Source organism: Gluconobacter sp. P1D12_c (genome assembly GCF_018812105.1).
Classification (GTDB): domain Bacteria; phylum Pseudomonadota; class Alphaproteobacteria; order Acetobacterales; family Acetobacteraceae; genus Gluconobacter; species Gluconobacter oxydans_A.
In genome coordinates this window covers 56,622-72,646 of sequence record NZ_JACSIQ010000012.1, presented here as the reverse complement: position 1 = coordinate 72,646, position 16,025 = coordinate 56,622, and the positions used below count along the sequence as shown (strand labels likewise).

Below are 16,025 nucleotides of genomic sequence, written 5' to 3'. Positions count from 1 at the left end.
ACCCAATCATCCCTGGACGAACGGTCAGGTTGAGCGGATGAACCRGACAATCAAGGAAGCAACCGTCAAACGCTTCCATTACGACAGTCATGAGCAATTAAGGACACACCTCAACGACTTCATGGCAGCCTATAATTTCGGGCGAAGGCTCAAGACCCTCAGTGGCCTCACACCTTACGAGTACGTCTGCAAAATCTGGACTTCAGACCCAGAAAAATTCATCATCAATCTAACCCATCAAACCACGGGACTAAACAGCTAGATTGATCGGATATGCTCTAGCTCGGCCGCTCAAAGATATTCGGGAGTGAAATTTTTTTGTATTCGGTCCAGTCATAACGATATTCCGGTTATACGTTCCGCGTCGAATGAGTTAGGCTGTCATAATGCGTTATACACTCCGGCAGTTAGAGTACTTTGTGGCGGCCGGGGAGGCCGGCTCCATCCGGCACGCGTCCGAACGCCTTTCGATTTCCCAACCTTCCATCTCTACGGCGATTTCCCATCTCGAGCTTGAACTGAACGTCCAGCTCTTCATCCGTCACCACGCGCAAGGTTTGTCCCTTACAGCCGTGGGGCAGATCCTAATGGAAGAGGCCAAGCGCGTGCTGGGGATGGCTGAAAACCTCTATTCTCTGGCTGCGGAAACCACAGATCAGGTGAGGGGGGCGCTCTCGGTGGGCTCAATGGTCACGCTTGCCCCCATGATCATGCCTGAACTCGTTCACAGTTTCTGTACGCGCTACCCTGCCGCCGAAATCCGTCAGGTGGCGTCTAATCACGAATGGCTGGCCGAAAAACTCAAACAGGCCGAAATTGATATCGCCATCACGTACGACCTGCATCTTCCTCCCGGGATCGAGTTCATTCCTCTGGTCAGCCTTCCGCCACATGTCCTCGTCAGCGAAAACCATCATCTGGCGCAGCGCTCGTCCGTGGATCTGGCCGAGCTTGCGGCCGAGCCTATGATCTTCCTCGATCTTCCCCTCAGCAGGCAGTATTTCAACGCCCTCTATCACCACGAAGGCCTGCAACCTAATATCTACGCCCGCTCCGCCGAGCAGGAAGTGGTACGAACCATGGTCGCCAACGGCTATGGCTATACACTGGCGAATGTCCGCCCCTGTTCCGATATGGCCCTTGACGGAAAGAAGGTCGTTCGCGTGCGGCTGTCAGGCGATCATCGCCCGATGGTCATCGGCATGGCAACATGGCAGGGCGTCCGAAAATCGCGCCTGCTGGACCTTTTTGCTCATCACTGCCGCTCCTCGATTTCCGACACGGCAATTCCGGGCATGAAACCCCTGGCCTAGGACCGGCCCTGATTATTCGGCGTAATCGGGCTCTTCCCGATCGAGGATGAGCTTCATTTCCTCGAAATGCCTAATGGAAAAATCCCGGATCTTTTCCCAGTCCCGCGCCGTTCTCTCCGCCACGTCGTCCGACAGAACGGAAAGCTCACGGCCTGTGGAATAGGCAGTTACAAGGATCTGGCACGCGCGTTCGATTGTATACATGTCATCGAACGCTTCTCCAACCGTCTCCGCAACGATCAGCACGCCGTGATTGCCCATCATCAGCCGCGTTCTGTCTTTCAGAAGAGATGCCACGCGCGCGCCTTCCGCCTCGCTGTCTGCCATGCCTCCATACTGGGTGTCCACGGCAACCCTGTTAAAATAGCGGGCCGTGTTTTGGTCAATTGGTAAAATCGTAGGATCACGCAGTGTAGAGATTGTCGTGCTGTAGATCGGATGCAAATGCATCGCGACCTGCGCCGCCGGATTCAGACGATGCAATTGTCCGTGAATCGCCCACGCAGTCGGGTCCAGATCGCAGGCAGCCAGACTGTCGGCATTGTTCGTATCGACCAAAACCAGATCGCTCGCCCGGATACGCGAAAAATGCCGCCATTTCGGATTGATCAGAAAGCGCGACCCATCTGGCGAAACCGACATACTGAAATGGTTTGCGACGGCCTCATGCATTCCAAGCCGGGCTGCAAGACGGAAGGCGGCGGCAAGATCAATCCGTGCTTTTTTCTCGTCATGTGCGGTCATGAAGGCGATCCTTGAGAAAGATGGTCTGAAATATCGGTCTTTCCGATGTTCTAAAGAGTCGCCGATGGACGGCAAAGACGGATTTATCAAATGCATCCCCCCGTTTTTCCGATGCAGCACACCGAAAAACTCTTAGGAAAAGACTAAGCAACGATAATTAATTCGATTGTTTCTCGAGGCATATCGTTTCCATACAACAACGGAGAAGTCTTCCTGAGTTGTGGAAGAATTCTTCTGTCAGTCCAGTAGGAAATGTCCAGCATGACAACGGAAAACGTTGATACCCTCATCATTGGCGCGGGCCAGGCCGGCGTGGCGATGAGCGAACACCTGGGCAAAAGAGGGGTGCCGCATCTCGCTGTGGAGCGCGGAAACATTGCTCAGAGATGGCGTGCCGAACGCTGGGATTCCCTTGTCGCTAACGGTCCCGCCTGGCACGACCGTTTTCCGAACCGGACATTCAACAAAACAGCGCCCGACGGCTTCGCCCCCCGTGCCCAGATTGTCGACTATTTCGAATCCTACGCCACCCAGATCAACATGCCCATTCGCTGCGGCGTCGAAATACGGCACCTTCGCAAAGCCGCAGACGGCATCGGATTTGAAGCGCAAACGGCAGACGGCACCATCAGGGCACAGAACGTCGTCGTCGCAACCGGACCGTTCCAGAAGCCGTCCTTCCCCGACATCATCCCTGCAGAGTTCGACGTGCACCAGATGCACTCGAACAGTTATAAAAATCCTCAGCAGATTGCCGATGGCGGCGTTCTGGTCATCGGGGCAGGGTCGTCCGGCGCACAGATCGCGGACGAACTGCGCGCTTCCGGTCGGGACGTCTGGCTGTCCGTCGGTCCGCATGATCGTCCGCCCCGTCGTTACCGTGGCCGTGATTTCGTCTGGTGGCTTGGCGTGCTGGGATTATGGGACATGAAAGTTCCCAGCCCCGATACGGAACACGTCACCATCGCCGTCAGCGGCGCTCATGGCGGCCACACTGTCGACTTCCGTGACCTCGCCGCCAGCGGCATGACTCTGCTGGGCCGGACCGAGAGCTTCGAGAATGGCTGCCTGCATTTCGCTCAGGATCTCCGGAAGAATATCGAAGGCGGCGATGCCAACTACCTGTCGATGCTCGACGCCGCAGATGCCTATGTCACGGCGAATGGACTGGATCTCCCCGAAGAGCCCGAAGCCCGCAACATCGGTGCCCTCCCGTCCTGCGCCACAGACCCGATCCGGAGCCTCGACCTGAAAGCAGCCGGGATCAAAACCGTCATCTGGGCCACCGGCTACAAGTTCGATTTCAGCTGGATCGACATCGACGTCCTCGATGCCCGTGGCGCCCCCCGCCACGAACGCGGCGTCTCCGTCGTTCCGGGCCTCTATTTCCTGGGGCTGGCCTGGCTGTCGCGGCGCGCTTCTCCCTTCATCTGGGGCGTCTGGCACGATGCGGACTATCTCGGAGAGCATATCGCAGACCGCCGTCTGGCTCTGGCAGGCTGACGGCGGAGGCGCCCGGTGTCCGTTTCCGAAATCGAGAGCATCCTCTCGTCGCTCGTCGGCTTTCCCAGCGTCTGCGGGCTGCCGAACGGAGGCATCATAGACTGGATCGAGGCGCATTTTCTGGCCTCTGGCGCGCGGGTACGCTGCATCCCCGGAGACACCTCCAACGGTGTTCCGGGGCGCTACAGCCTGTTCGCCACAATTGGCCCAAAGGCGGCAGGCGGCATCGTCCTGTCCGCCCATGCGGACGTGGTGCCGGTCACCGGCCAGAACTGGTCGTCGGACCCGTTCGTCCTCACACGGCGCGACGACCGGCTGTATGGCCGGGGCAGCAGCGACATGAAAGGCTTCCTGGCCTGTATGCTGAACCTCGCCCGCAAGGCTGGCGCGGAGGGTGCACCGCCGCTCAAACGCCCGCTTTACCTCGCTATTTCCCATGACGAAGAGCTCGGCTGCCTCGGGGTCCGCTCCCTGATCGCAGGCATTCGCGAAGACGGCGAATTCGACGATCAGGGTGCGCTCGGCTGCATCGTGGGCGAGCCGACGGGCATGCAGGTCGCTCTCGCTCATAAAGGGAAAATCGCGTTCGAAATCATCTGCCACGGACAGGCTGCCCATTCCGCAAACCCGTTCCTTGGCAAAAGCGCCATCACCCTCGCAGGCGACATGGTCACGGCGCTCTCGCGGTTGCAGGAGCACATCCGCCAGACCGAACGGCACGACACACGCTTTGGCGTTCCGTTCTCCACCGTGCAGGCAGGCCTGATTTCCGGTGGAGCGGCGCTGAACATCGTCCCGGACCTGTGCACGATCACAGCCGAACTGCGCCTTCTGCCCGGCTATGAAGGCGCGCCCTATCTGGCCTGGCTGGAAGACGCCGCCCGTCAGGCCACGGAAAAACTCGGCGGCGGCGAGATCGAACTGCGGATCACGAATGCCTATCCCGGCCTGAACGCCACCGCCTCGAGCGACATCTGCTCCCTTGTCCTGCACGAAGCCGGGCAAAATCAGGTCGGCGTCATTGATTTCGGCACTGAAGCGGGGCTTCTGGGGGAACAGCTTGGACTGGACTGCATCGTCTGCGGCCCCGGTTCCATCGCGCGCGCCCACAAGGCCGACGAATACATTACCCTGCCCGAACTGGCCGACGCCGAACGCTTCCTTGACGGGGTGCTCGACCATCTCAGACGATGAGCGACCCAGACGCCGCGCGTTTCATGAAAGACACCGCCCATGACCTTTTCCATTGTCGCCCGCTGTGAACGCACCGGCCAGTTCGGGATGGCGGTTTCGTCGTCCTCTCCCGCCGTCGCCAGCCGCTGCGCCTTCGCCAGAGCCGGCGTCGGCGTCGTCGCCACCCAGAACATCACCGATCCCCGCCTCGGCCCCGCGGGGCTGGATCTGCTGGAGCGAGGTGCAACCGCAGCGGAATGCCGGGACATTCTGGTCCGCGGCAACGTATTTGCGGCATTCCGGCAGCTCGTCGTCCTCGATCGCACCGGCAGCACCGCACTCTGGGCCGGAGAGCAGGTTCTGGGCTGCCACGCCGAGATTGCCGGAACCAATGTCGCTGCCGCAGGCAACATGTTGGCCAGCGTGGACGTCCCGGCTCTCATGAAGGACGCCTTCAACGCCTCCAGCCCATCGCTGGACCTGGCCGAACGGCTGATCCTCGCCATGGAAGCCGGTCTCTCAGCAGGCGGGGAGGCCGGTCCGGTCCATTCCGCCGGGCTGATCGTCGTGGAAGAACAGAGCTGGCCGCTAGTGGACCTGCGTGTGGATTGGAGCAACGCTCCGCTCACCGATCTGCGGAGCCTGTGGACACTCTGGCAGCCTCAGATGCGCGACTACCTCACGCGCGGCCTCAACCCGCTTTCCGCACCTTCGTACGGTGTGCCGGGGGACCGTTAAGGCCCCCGTTTTTCTCAAACGGCATCTTGCAGTATCATCCGCGCCGCCTTCGCCCCGATCATCATGCTCGGGGCGCTGGTGTTGCCGCTGATGAGCGTCGGCATGATCGACGCATCCGCCACCCGTAGCCCCGAAATACCGCGCACCGTCAGGCGCGGAGTTACAACCGCATTGTCATCTACGCCCATGCGACATGTACCGGCAGGATGAAAGACCGTGGCCGCACTTCGCCGCAGATACTCCAGGATCTGAGCGTTGTCCGCCACGTCCTCGCCGGGTGCGACTTCCGTGCCACGGGTTCCGTCAAAGGCGCCCTGGGCCAGAATGTGCCGTGCCGCACGGATGCCTTCACACAAAACGTCCAGATCGTGCGGGTCCGATGCGAAACTGAAATCAATGACCGGCTGGTTTGAGCCATCCGTCGCCAGCCGGATGCTGCCCCGGCTTTTGGGCCGCAGAACACAAGTATGGATCGCAATCCCATGACCCCATTCAAACAGCCGCCCCCGTGGACTGCGATAACCGGGCACGAAATGAAACTGGATATCCGGCACGCCATCGCGGGCGAGGGACGTGCGCGCAAATCCACCGGCCTCGACATAATTCGTGGTCAGCCACCCCTTGCGCCCGAATAGGAACCTGAACGGAGACATCAGCACAGACGGGAGCGACCGGCCGGAAAATCCCAGCGTCCGATGATCGCTCGAGCGCACCGTAACCAGCCCGTCCAGATGGTCCTGAAGGTTCTGGCCCACGCCCGGCAGGTGATGCACCGGTGAAATCCCCGCCGCGATCAGATCCGCGCTGCGCCCGATCCCGGACGCCATCAGGATCTGTGGAGAGCCGATCGCCCCCGCACACAGAACGATTTCCCGCTCCGCTCGCAGCAGCCGGGTTGTGCCGTCCTGAACGACCACGACGCCCCGCGCCATCCGGTCCTCGATCACCAGATTGCGCACCTGCACGCCAGACATCAGGCTGAAATTCGGCCGCTTCAGGATCGGATGAACGAATGCCCGATACGCACTCAGCCGATAGCCATTGCGTTGCGTCACGTCATACAGGCCCACCCCTTCCAGCGTCGGGCCGTTGAAATCGGTATTCTCCGGCAACCCCGCGCTGACACCGGCCTGAACGAAACGGCGCGACAGCGGATTGACGTCGCGCGGCGTCGTGACATCCAGTTCGCCTTTGAAACCGTGATACGCCGGATCAAGCTGCCGGTGACAGTGTTCGAGGTCTCGGAACTCGGGCAGAACGTCGTCCCATCCCCAGCCTGTACAGCCCAGAGCCTGCCAGTGATCGTAATCCGTGCGGTCGCCCCGGATATAAATCATGCTGTTGAGCGTGGTTGACCCGCCCAGCGCCTTGCCGCGCGGCACATGAATGCGCCGCCCCGCTAGATGCTCCTGCGGGGTTGAGTGGAACTGATAGGCGAAGCGCCCGCTTTTGTAGAGCGTTATCGTCCCAGCTGGAATGCGGATTCTCGGCGTATGGTCGTTACCCCCCGCCTCGACGAGACAGACGCTGAAACGCTCATCAGCGCTGAGGCGGTTGGCAAGTACGCACCCCGCAGAACCGGCGCCCACGACGATGAAATCAAAAGACCGGGAGAGATCGTTCTGCATGATCTTCAGAACCCCGTGGAAACGGTCGCAAGACAGGCGAAGGACGGCGCCACATAATAGCTGGACGTTCCCGCAACCGGCCCCGTGCTGTAAACGCCCGACAGATAATGGCTGTCGCCCAGATTGACGATGTTCAGGCGGATGCTCGGCTTCTTGAAAAATCCGATGTCATGTGTGCGGGCGCCCAGCATCATGTCCACCTGCTTGTGACCTGGAATGCGTTCGTCATTCATGAACGTGCCGTATTCCTTGTCGACATATTTCATGGATACGCTGCCGAAGAACGTGCCGTCATCGTATTGAACGCCAACCGCCGCCATCCAGCGTGGTGCGGACGTTGCGATCTTGCCCTTCGTGGCATAGGTCACGCCGCCCATCGTGATGTTGTTGTCGTTGGTCGCGTAAAGATATTCCGCCGACACATACGGAGAGAAGTGATGCCAGGGCGTAAAGCCCAGCTCCGCATCCACGCCCCGCGACGTCATTCCGCCCGCATCAAGGAAGTACGGAACGGCATTGATGTACTGGTTGATGGCATGGTGAACGAAGTTATAGTTGAACAGCGTCACCGACCCTGTGACCCAGTTGTTGTGATATCGTGCGCCCAGTTCCTCGGCGATGCTGTATTCGTCCTTCAGATGCGTGTTCGCCGTCTGGTAAAGGCTTGCATCATACGGGCTGTTATACTGGTTGTAGAACGCAGACCCCATCGGAACGCGGAAACTCGTCGTCGCATTGGCGAAAAGCTGGATGTTGTCATTCACCTTGTAGCTGACTGACATGCGCGGGAGCGGTTCGGCCGAGTTGTAGCCGACGGCATATTGCGGGCCGGGCTGCTGGAGCGTCCCGTTGCGCGCGGTCATGACTTCCTTGAACCCGACATTGATATGCAGCCGATCATTGAGCAACCGCACTTCGTCCCCGACATATAGCCCGACCATCTGCGTGATCGTATGATATCGCCAGCCATTGAGAACGGTCCCGTCCGTCAGCTTGAGCAGCGAGTTTGAAACATTTCCCGCTGCGTCCAGCCCGGAGAACGGCTCGCTCACATTCATGTCGCTGTAACCGTACCACGCACCTGCCACCAGATGATTGATGCCGGAATCGTAATGCAGCGCCGCATTCAGCCCAGTATAGCTCTCGCGTCCATACCAGTCCCATTTCGCGGCGACATTGCCATCTTGGGAATAGGTGTTGCCCGCAAGTTGGCCATTGATGGGCTGCGTGCCGTCATAATAGGTACCGCTCGTCGGGATCGTATAAACGCCCAATGGATAATTTCCCGATCCGTGATAGAAATACGGCGTAATATCTAGCGAAAGCTTGTGGGTCAGCGCCAGATGGGACTGGCTGCTCAGGAAATAATCCGTCCAGTTCGTCTGGAACCCCTTGTAATAGTTGGAATCGCCGAATTTGTAGGTGCCGTCCAGATTGATCCCGCCGCCAAGCCCACTCTTGTTCCAGGCTGCCAGCGAAGGCGTGCTGTACCAGGCCGTGTTCTCGTTGTTGTAGGTGAAAGACAGGGACGTATAGCTCTCCGGTGCCCAGTCCTTGATCGCCTTGAAATCCATATGTCGGCGCAGGTTCCGCCCTGGCCCACGCCAGGCCCGGCTGGTCAGGTTCGAAAACGACGCAAAAGCCCGCAGCCCCGTATGTCCGATCTCCCCGGTATCGTACCGCAGAAATTGCCGGTTCATCTGATGCGACCCATAGCTCACATCCACCTGTCCGGAACGCGTATATTCCGGATTGCGGATCCGCACGTTCATCGTACCACCCGCAGAATAAACGGTCGGAATTTCAATATCCGGCGCGCCCTGCTGGAGTTGGACACTCTCCATGTTCTCGCTGTCTACCCATTCCGACGAGTTCGGGGTGTAATTGTCTGGGTCGTTCATCGGCGCGCCTTCGAAGATGTAGCCGATTTCCTGCTGGTTGAGGCCGCGGACGCTGACGGAGGACTGATCGGTGACACCGAAAGGGTCTCCCATGGCGACGTTGGCGCCGGGGGAGAGGGTGACGAGGGCCAGGGTGTTGGAGGCCGGAGACTGTTTGGCGATGAATTCGTGCGAAACGGTGCTGACGGAGCGGGCCGCAGTTTCGCGTTTGATCAGGCCGCCGCCGGGCCTGTGGCGGCTGACAGAGACGCTGATCGTCTCTCCGGGACCAGTGTTGTCCACGGCGGTGCGTTTTTGACGCGCCGGGGCTGGGGCGGACATTGCAGCATAGGGCTGGGTGCTATGAGCAGGGGAATGATGTTTGCCTGGGGCCGCAAAGGCTGTTTTCGTGCCTCCTCCCAGCAGAAGAATTGTCGAGGAGAGAAGCAAACAATGGCGTGAAAACAGGGATTTCGTCTGCATGGCGGTACCTCGGCATGAATGGCCCGTGCGGCGCGGGACGTACGTTAAGGAAGGAGGGCTTGGGGTGTTGGTCAGCCGGGGATGACGGCGATAACGTCCACTTCGATCAGCCACTCGGGGCGGGCAAGGGCGACGACGACCAGTCCTGTGAAGACGGGGAAAACCCCTTTGAGGTGCTGTCCGAGGACGCGATAGGTGGCTTCGCGGTAGCGGATGTCGGTGAGGTAGACCGTGACCTTGCAGATATGGGACAGGTCGGAGCCGGATTCCTTCAGGAGAAGGGTGATGTTTTCCATGACCTTGTGGGCCTGTCCGACTGGATCGCCGACGCAGACGTTTTCACGCGTGTCGAGGTCCTGCGGGACCTGTCCGCGGACATAGACGGTGTTTCCTGCGACGACGGCCTGGCAGAGGTCGTTGTCGAGGTTTTGCTCGGGATAGGTGTCCTTCGTATTGAAGGGGCGGATTCTGGTGTGAATGGGCATGGAATTGTTTCCTCAAACTCTTCGCGCCTAATGCGAGTTTGGTGCGATAGAGGAATGGTTGCAATTCGGTGCGATGAGTTAAAGAACGGATGTATGGGGAAGCGCTTCGGAAAAACCGAAGAAGACGTCCGCAGCGAGCTGGGACGTCAGTTCCGATGTCGTGCCAGTGCCAGATAAAGCACGCCAGGGACGAAAATTCCGATGATCCACGAGATGTCGATACCGCCAAGGTCGCGGGCGAGCGGGCCGGTATAGAGTCCGTTCGACAGGAATGGAATCTGTACGATGACGCCGATGGCATAGCACAGCAAGGCCGGGCGGTTGGCGCGGCCGTACACGCCGCCATCATGCCGAAACAGAGAGGTAATATCGTAAGCTCCGTGCCGAACCAGATAGTAATCGACGAGGTTGATGGCCGTCCACGGAGACAGGACGGCGAGGAGTAGCGCGATGACGTTGTCGAGGATTTGCAGTACGTTTCCGCTCAGATTGATCGTGATAACGGCGCAGCATAGGCACAACGTAAGCGCGGCGAAGGCGCGGGAACGGCTGGTCGGGATCCAGTTGGGGCGGAATGTCTGCAGAAAGGTCAGGGATGAGAGGGCGGCGCAATAGATCTGCATAGTGCAACTCACCAGCGTCGAGATCATGATGATCGCGAACAGTACGATTGGCAGGAGCGGAGACCAGGGCCTGACGGCGTCGTACATGCTTCCTGAAAAGCCGGTGCTACCGAGATAGGAGCCGATGAAGGTCGGGAAGGCGGTGCCGATGACGCTGCCGGTCAGGCAGACGAGAAACGCCGTGCGCTCTCCGGTCGCGGAGGGGAGATAGCGTGTGTAATCGGAAACATAGGGGGCGTAGGCGATCTGCCACAGGACGCCGAGCGACAGGGCCGTCAGGAAGTCGTGGAGTGTGGGGGACTGCCAGAACGGCTGGGCGAGATGGCCGCCGGATGCGGACATGTAGGCGAAGGCCAGCAGGACAAACGTAATGGCGGCGACGGGAATGAAGCCGCAGATGAACCGTTCGATCACGTTATGACCGATCGCGCAGAGGGCACCGATGACGATAACGGAAATCCAGATGGGAAGCTGACTGACGGAGGGGCCGAAGACCTGCACAATCTGTTCGCGGCTGATTGCGAAGAAGGTCGAGGTAAAGCCGACATACATCAGGATGATGATGGCAATTATCAATAGGCTGCCTGTGGAGCCGAACTGACCGCGGGTCTGCTGCATCTGCGGGATGCCGAGATGGGGACCCTGTGCGGCGTGGAGGGCCATAAAGATTCCGCCCAGCAGGTTGCCCGAGAGAATGGCGAGGAGGGACCAGCCGAGGGAGAGGTGGCAGATGGTCGGGTACAGCAGGCCAGTCATGACGGCCATGATGTTCTGGTTGGCGCCGATCCAGACCATCAGCAGCGACCAGGCGTTGCCGTGGCGGCGGTCTTCGGGGATGGGAAAGATCGTTTCGTTTTCAATGGCAAAGGCCGATGTTGTGGTTTCCTGAACGGTCTTGTTGTGGGACGGGTTCATGAAGGCAGGATCTTTCCCGTTTTCTGGTTCAGAGATCGTTCCACTCTGGCATTGTACTGGACGGGTCGATAGTCCCTAGAAAGCGTGAGATCACGTCCGCACTTTCGGGTTCTGCCCCGCCCATCAGGGCGATGGCCAGACCGGTCAGGGAGGAGGCGGGCGTGTGGCGGCTTTTGGGGTTTTCTTCCGACGGGGCGCAGAGATCCATGACGAGGGTGGGGCAGCAGAACAGGCCGGAGCGGATTGTTTCGCGCCAGCTGTCGGGGAGTGCATCACGTTGCGCCAGACCTTCGAGCAGGGGGCGCCACAGGAGGCGGGCCTTGTCCTGAAGGAAGGCCTGTCGCAGGGGCGGGAGCGACCAGTTTGTCGTGACCAACGCCGTTCCGTTGCTGATCCGGATTGCGGGGCAGGTTTTCAGCTCTGCGGAATGATAGAGCCAGTCCGCATGGGCGAAAATGTTGTGAAACGTGGCCTTGATTTCGGCCAGCAAGGCCGGAATGTGACGCCCGGCGAAAGCGGGGTCGAACAGGGTGAGGCTGGTGGTGTCGGGGTTGAACCAGACATTTGCGTTATGGGCGTCTCCGTGAGCCACCACGCCGCCGCTTTGGGCCAGTGCCTCGGGCGACAGGTTTTTCAGCGCGTTGTAAAAGCAGTCTTTCAGGGTACGGTCGTAGCGGATGCCGTCGATCACCCAGTGCAGTTCGAGAAGCTCGTGGCCGGTAAGGGTTGCGTCCGGAAATGTGAAAGTCCGTTCGGGGGCAAAGAATTTCTTTGCGCGGCTGCCGAGCGTGCCGGGCGGTTGGTCCGGGGTGGTGAGGCGATAATAAAAGAGCTGGTGGATGGGTTCGTCCGCGCTCTGTTGGCCGGTGATCGGGTGCCATGAGCGCAGGTAGAGCGTGGCGCTCAGGGCGTCCAGGTCCTGCTGGGCGTGTCTGAGGGACGGGGCGTCTGCGCCGGGCAGGGGCGTGTCTCCGTCAACGGCGCGGGCGGCATCGGCGAGCTTCGGGATGGTTTTGAGCGGGTAGAGCAGGATCTGCCGCCCGACACGGCGGCAGACATGGGCGGGCATATCGACCGGAAATCCTGCTTCGAGCAGGATTTCGCCCCTGTAGAATTCCTGAAGGACGGAGTCTTCGTTTTCTTCATGGTGGAATTTAAAGAAAAACCGTTCCCCGGTGTCACGGGTCATGAATCCGTTGACGGAGTTCAGGCTGTAATCGTCTGCGCCGAGTGTAACGTCCGTGATGTGGAAGCCGAATTCTTCTGCGATCATGCGCGACAGGAGGTCCGCAGCCAGAGCGGGATTTCCGCTCCGGACCGCGGCAAGGATGCCTGCCGCGCTAACGGGTTCGGCGCTGGCTGCTTCGGGGTTCATCGGGGTTGGATCTTCGGCATGGGGCGGGCTGAGGAGACGGCACGGGCATGGCCCGAGAAGTTTTCGTAGCGGGCGAAACGTTCCGCATGGCGCGCGGCTTCGGGGTACGCTTCGGGCGAGACGCGTGCGAAGGACATGCGCTTCATGAAGTCATGGACCGAAAGCGGGGAGTGGGTGCGGGCGGCCCGGTTCGTCGGGAGCACGGCGTTCGGGCCGAGGACGTAGTTGCACAGTGTGACGGGTGAGGCGGTACCGAGGAGGACTTCGCCTGCGTTGCGGATGCGGCCGAGATCCGCCATCGGATCGACTGTCAGGATTTCGAGATGTTCGGGTGCGTAGGCGTTTGTGAAATCGACGGCGGCGCTGAAGTCTTTGGTCAGGATCACGCCGCCATGGGCGCCGCCCAGAACGGTGCGGGAGAAATCGGCGCGCTTGGGGTTCATTTTGGCCCAGTGTGCGGGCAGGGCGGCGATGACGCCTTCGGCCACGCGCCGGCTGCAGGTGACGAGCCAGGCGGAGGAATCCGGGCCGTGTTCGGACTCGATGATGAGGTCCAGCGCGGCGAGAACCGGATCGACGCTGTCATCGGTCAGAATGATGCTCTCGCTGGGTCCTGCGGGGATGCCGGGGTCGATCCGGTCGGATAGGAGGCGCTTGGCGGCGACGACATACGGGCTGCCGGGGCCGACGATCTTGGCGCAGGCGGGCACGGTTTCCGTCCCGAAGGCCACGGCGGCGACGGCCTGTGCGCCGCCGCATTTATAGACTTCCTCGACCCCGATGAGGCGGGCGGCCACGAGGGTTCCGGCGTCGACGGTGCCGTCGGGGGAGGGAGGTGTGACGATGATCAGGCGTGGGACGCCCGCCACTTTTCCGGGTATGGTCGTCATGTTCACGACGCTGGGGAAGCTGCCCTTGCCGCGCGGGACGTAACAGGCCACGGAGTCGATGGGTATGTTGCGGTCTCCGGCCCAGATGCCGGGCTGGACCTCGATCATCCAGCTGTCTTCCGGCTTCTGTGCTTCATGAAAACGGCGGATGTTCCTGATGCCGTATTTGATGGATTCGAGGACGTCTGGTTCGATGCTGGTGAAGGCGGCGTCGAACTCTTCCGGCGTGGCCCGGATGCTCATTTCGGGGGCGGTCACACCGTCGAAAGCCTGTGCGAAATGACGAAGGGCGGCGTCGCCTTCGGTGCAGACGCGCTCGATGATTGGTTTGACGCGCTCGAAGAACACCGAGAGGTCGCTCTCTGTCCGTTGCAGCAGTCCTTCGGGGATTGTCCCGGTCTGGGTCAGATCATGGAAGGTGATGTTTTCAGGCATCGGGTCTCTCTTTTCGGGTCGGAAGGTTGGAGGGATCAGAGCGCGGCGAGTGTTCCGCCGTCCACGTACAGGACCTGTCCGGTGATGTAGGCGGAGGCTGGGGCGCAGAGGAATTGCAGGGGGCCTGCGAGGTCGTCAGGCAGGCCGAAGCGTGCGAGGGGGATGCTCGACAGCATCTTTTCCCGCCATGCGTCGTTGCGGAAGAACGTGTCGGTCATGTCCGTATGGAAGTAGCCGGGCGCCAGGGCGTTGACCCGGATGCCCCGAGGCGCCCATTCGACGGCGAGGCTGCGTGTTAGGCCAAGGATGCCGGATTTCGATGCGCTGTAGGGGACGGCTTTTGCGACGCCCGCAGCCGAGGTGAGGGAGGCGAGGTTGATGATGCTGCCTCCGTCCGGCATCAGGCGGGCGGCCTGCTGGGCCACGAAGAACGGACCTTTCAGATTGGTGTCCAGAAGGCGGTCCCACAGGGCTTCGTCCACGTCGTCGCAGGCACGGAGGGTTTCGTCACCGGCATTGTTGACGAGGATGTCGAGCGTTTGGCTTTCGTGGGCGATCCGGGAGAAGGCCTCGCGGATCGTGTCGAGTTTGCTGACATCCATGACGAGCGGATGCAGGGTCAGACCGTTGGAGAGGGCTTCGGAGCGGGCTGCCTCAAGGGTGTCGGCGTTGCGTCCGGAAATCCAGACGTTTGCGCCGCAACGGGCGAAGTGCAGGGCCATGGCTTTGCCCAGGCCGCGTCCGCCGCCGGTGATGAAGGATGTTTTGCCTGCCAGCGAGAAGAGGGGGGAACTCTCTACCATGTTCCGTCCGTACCGTTGGGGGCGATCAGGGTTTTCAGGCGTTTTTCCGAGCCTGAGAGCAGGTGGGTATAGAGAACTGGAAGATCTGTGAGGGCTGCGGCCGGAGTGATCAGGCGGTCGAGAAACGGAATGAGGCCGGGGAGCCGCTGGATGGCCTCGGGCATTTCATCTGCAAAGGCGCTGACGCCTCGGATGTCGAGTTCCCGTTCTACGACCACGTTGAGGTCGATCCGGGGCGTGTGATGGAAAATGCCGGCCAGCACGAGTCTGCCGCCTGGAGCGAGGCGCTGGCAGGCCATTTCCACAACGGTGGCGGCGCCGGTGGCGTCGAGAATAAACGCGGGGCCTTCTGAGCCGAACAGGATGTTCCAATCTTCTGCGTCTAGAGGGAGAGGGGCCGTGCCGATGGTTTCGGCGAGGAGTGTCTGGCGCCCGATACTGCGCTCAAGCATATGGACGTCATGGCCCTGCTGCCGAAGCAGGAGGGCGGCCAGTCCTCCAATCGTGCCACCGCCGCAGATGACGACCGGAGAACCTGGTGTCGGCGCGAGGCGGTTGACGGCGTGGAGGGAGACGGAAAGAGGCTCGACGAGGGCGCCATATCTCAGTGGGAGTGTGTCGGGGAACGGCAGGACTTGAGTGGCTGGGAGAATCACCTCCTGTGCAAACCCGCCGTCGCAGCTTTCTCCGACGAAGCTGAGGTTCCGGCAGAGGTTTCTTAGTCCTGACTGGCAACGCTGACAGGTTCCGCACCCGACTCTTGAATCCGCGATGACGTGTGTGCCGACTGTCAGGGAGCCGCAGTCGCCGCTGGTTTGCGTGATTATTCCGGAAAATTCATGCCCCGGTGTGATAGGACAGCGGGAAAGCCATTGGCCGGTCCGGAAATTATGCAGGTCGGACCCGCAAATCCCTGCCGCCTCGACCCGGATGCGGACACAGCCATCCGGTAGGTCCTGCGATATCGGGACAGGAAGAACCTGAATGTCTCCGATGCCTGAAAAACGGGCAGCAAGCACGAAATTCTTCCTTTCCCA

14 protein-coding genes are annotated in these 16,025 nt (G+C 60.5%); 5 read left to right on the top strand and 9 right to left on the bottom strand.

All coding sequences use genetic code 11. The annotated features are described in order from the left end of the window. Both KP705_RS13050 and KP705_RS13045 read left to right on the top strand, forming a co-directional pair. A partial coding sequence (locus tag KP705_RS13050; RefSeq protein WP_215764605.1) for an integrase core domain-containing protein occupies positions 1–262 on the top strand: 262 nt, incomplete at its 5' end. A gap of 124 nt (positions 263–386) precedes the next feature. After that, complete coding sequence (locus tag KP705_RS13045) at positions 387–1,313, top strand: LysR substrate-binding domain-containing protein (protein WP_215764604.1); 927 nt, start codon at positions 387–389, stop codon at positions 1,311–1,313. A 12-nt stretch (positions 1,314–1,325) separates the two neighbouring features. On the opposite strand, the gene KP705_RS13040 is transcribed toward KP705_RS13045, so the two are convergent. Beyond that, a complete protein-coding gene (locus tag KP705_RS13040; protein WP_215764603.1) occupies positions 1,326–2,057 on the bottom strand; it encodes a class II aldolase/adducin family protein in 732 nt (243 codons plus the stop codon). A gap of 261 nt (positions 2,058–2,318) precedes the next feature. On the opposite strand from KP705_RS13040, the gene KP705_RS13035 reads away from it, so the two are divergent. The 3 genes from KP705_RS13035 to KP705_RS13025 are packed head-to-tail and all read left to right on the top strand — an operon-like array spanning position 2,319 to position 5,471. Beyond that, a complete protein-coding gene (locus KP705_RS13035) occupies positions 2,319–3,560 on the top strand; it encodes an NAD(P)/FAD-dependent oxidoreductase (RefSeq protein WP_215764602.1) in 1,242 nt (413 codons plus the stop codon). A 15-nt stretch (positions 3,561–3,575) separates the two neighbouring features. After that, positions 3,576–4,754, top strand: coding sequence for an acetylornithine deacetylase (argE, locus tag KP705_RS13030; protein WP_308267530.1), 1,179 nt, complete (start codon positions 3,576–3,578; stop codon positions 4,752–4,754). A 39-nt stretch (positions 4,755–4,793) separates the two neighbouring features. Continuing rightward, entirely contained in the window at positions 4,794–5,471 is a 678-nt protein-coding gene (locus tag KP705_RS13025; RefSeq protein WP_215764601.1) for a DUF1028 domain-containing protein, read from the top strand. A 14-nt stretch (positions 5,472–5,485) separates the two neighbouring features. Here KP705_RS13025 and KP705_RS13020 read toward each other — a convergent pair whose 3' ends face one another. The 8 genes from KP705_RS13020 to KP705_RS21145 all read right to left on the bottom strand — a co-directional run bounded on the left by KP705_RS13020 (position 5,486) and on the right by KP705_RS21145 (position 16,007). Then, a complete protein-coding gene (locus KP705_RS13020; RefSeq protein WP_215764600.1) occupies positions 5,486–7,099 on the bottom strand; it encodes a GMC family oxidoreductase in 1,614 nt (537 codons plus the stop codon). A 5-nt stretch (positions 7,100–7,104) separates the two neighbouring features. Beyond that, on the bottom strand, positions 7,105–9,462 hold the full coding sequence (locus tag KP705_RS13015) for a TonB-dependent receptor (RefSeq protein ID WP_252348380.1): 2,358 nt from the start codon (positions 9,460–9,462) through the stop codon (positions 7,105–7,107). A gap of 71 nt (positions 9,463–9,533) precedes the next feature. Then, positions 9,534–9,947, bottom strand: coding sequence for a RidA family protein (locus tag KP705_RS13010; protein WP_023941591.1), 414 nt, complete (start codon positions 9,945–9,947; stop codon positions 9,534–9,536). 146 nt (positions 9,948–10,093) lie between these two features. Next, positions 10,094–11,485, bottom strand: coding sequence for a cytosine permease (locus KP705_RS13005; protein ID WP_215764599.1), 1,392 nt, complete (start codon positions 11,483–11,485; stop codon positions 10,094–10,096). A gap of 28 nt (positions 11,486–11,513) precedes the next feature. Next, a complete protein-coding gene (locus KP705_RS13000; RefSeq protein WP_215764598.1) occupies positions 11,514–12,860 on the bottom strand; it encodes a hypothetical protein in 1,347 nt (448 codons plus the stop codon). Next, on the bottom strand, positions 12,857–14,185 hold the full coding sequence (hisD, locus tag KP705_RS12995; protein ID WP_215764597.1) for a histidinol dehydrogenase: 1,329 nt from the start codon (positions 14,183–14,185) through the stop codon (positions 12,857–12,859). The genes KP705_RS13000 and hisD overlap by 4 nt, the downstream gene beginning before the upstream one ends. 35 nt (positions 14,186–14,220) lie before the next feature. After that, on the bottom strand, positions 14,221–14,988 hold the full coding sequence (locus KP705_RS12990; protein WP_215764596.1) for an SDR family NAD(P)-dependent oxidoreductase: 768 nt from the start codon (positions 14,986–14,988) through the stop codon (positions 14,221–14,223). Then, positions 14,982–16,007 carry a zinc-binding dehydrogenase gene (locus tag KP705_RS21145; RefSeq protein WP_215764595.1) on the bottom strand — a complete coding sequence of 342 codons (1,026 nt, stop codon included), beginning with the start codon at positions 16,005–16,007 and terminating at the stop codon, positions 14,982–14,984. The genes KP705_RS12990 and KP705_RS21145 overlap by 7 nt, the downstream gene beginning before the upstream one ends. Between the last annotated feature and the right edge of the window lie 18 nt (positions 16,008–16,025).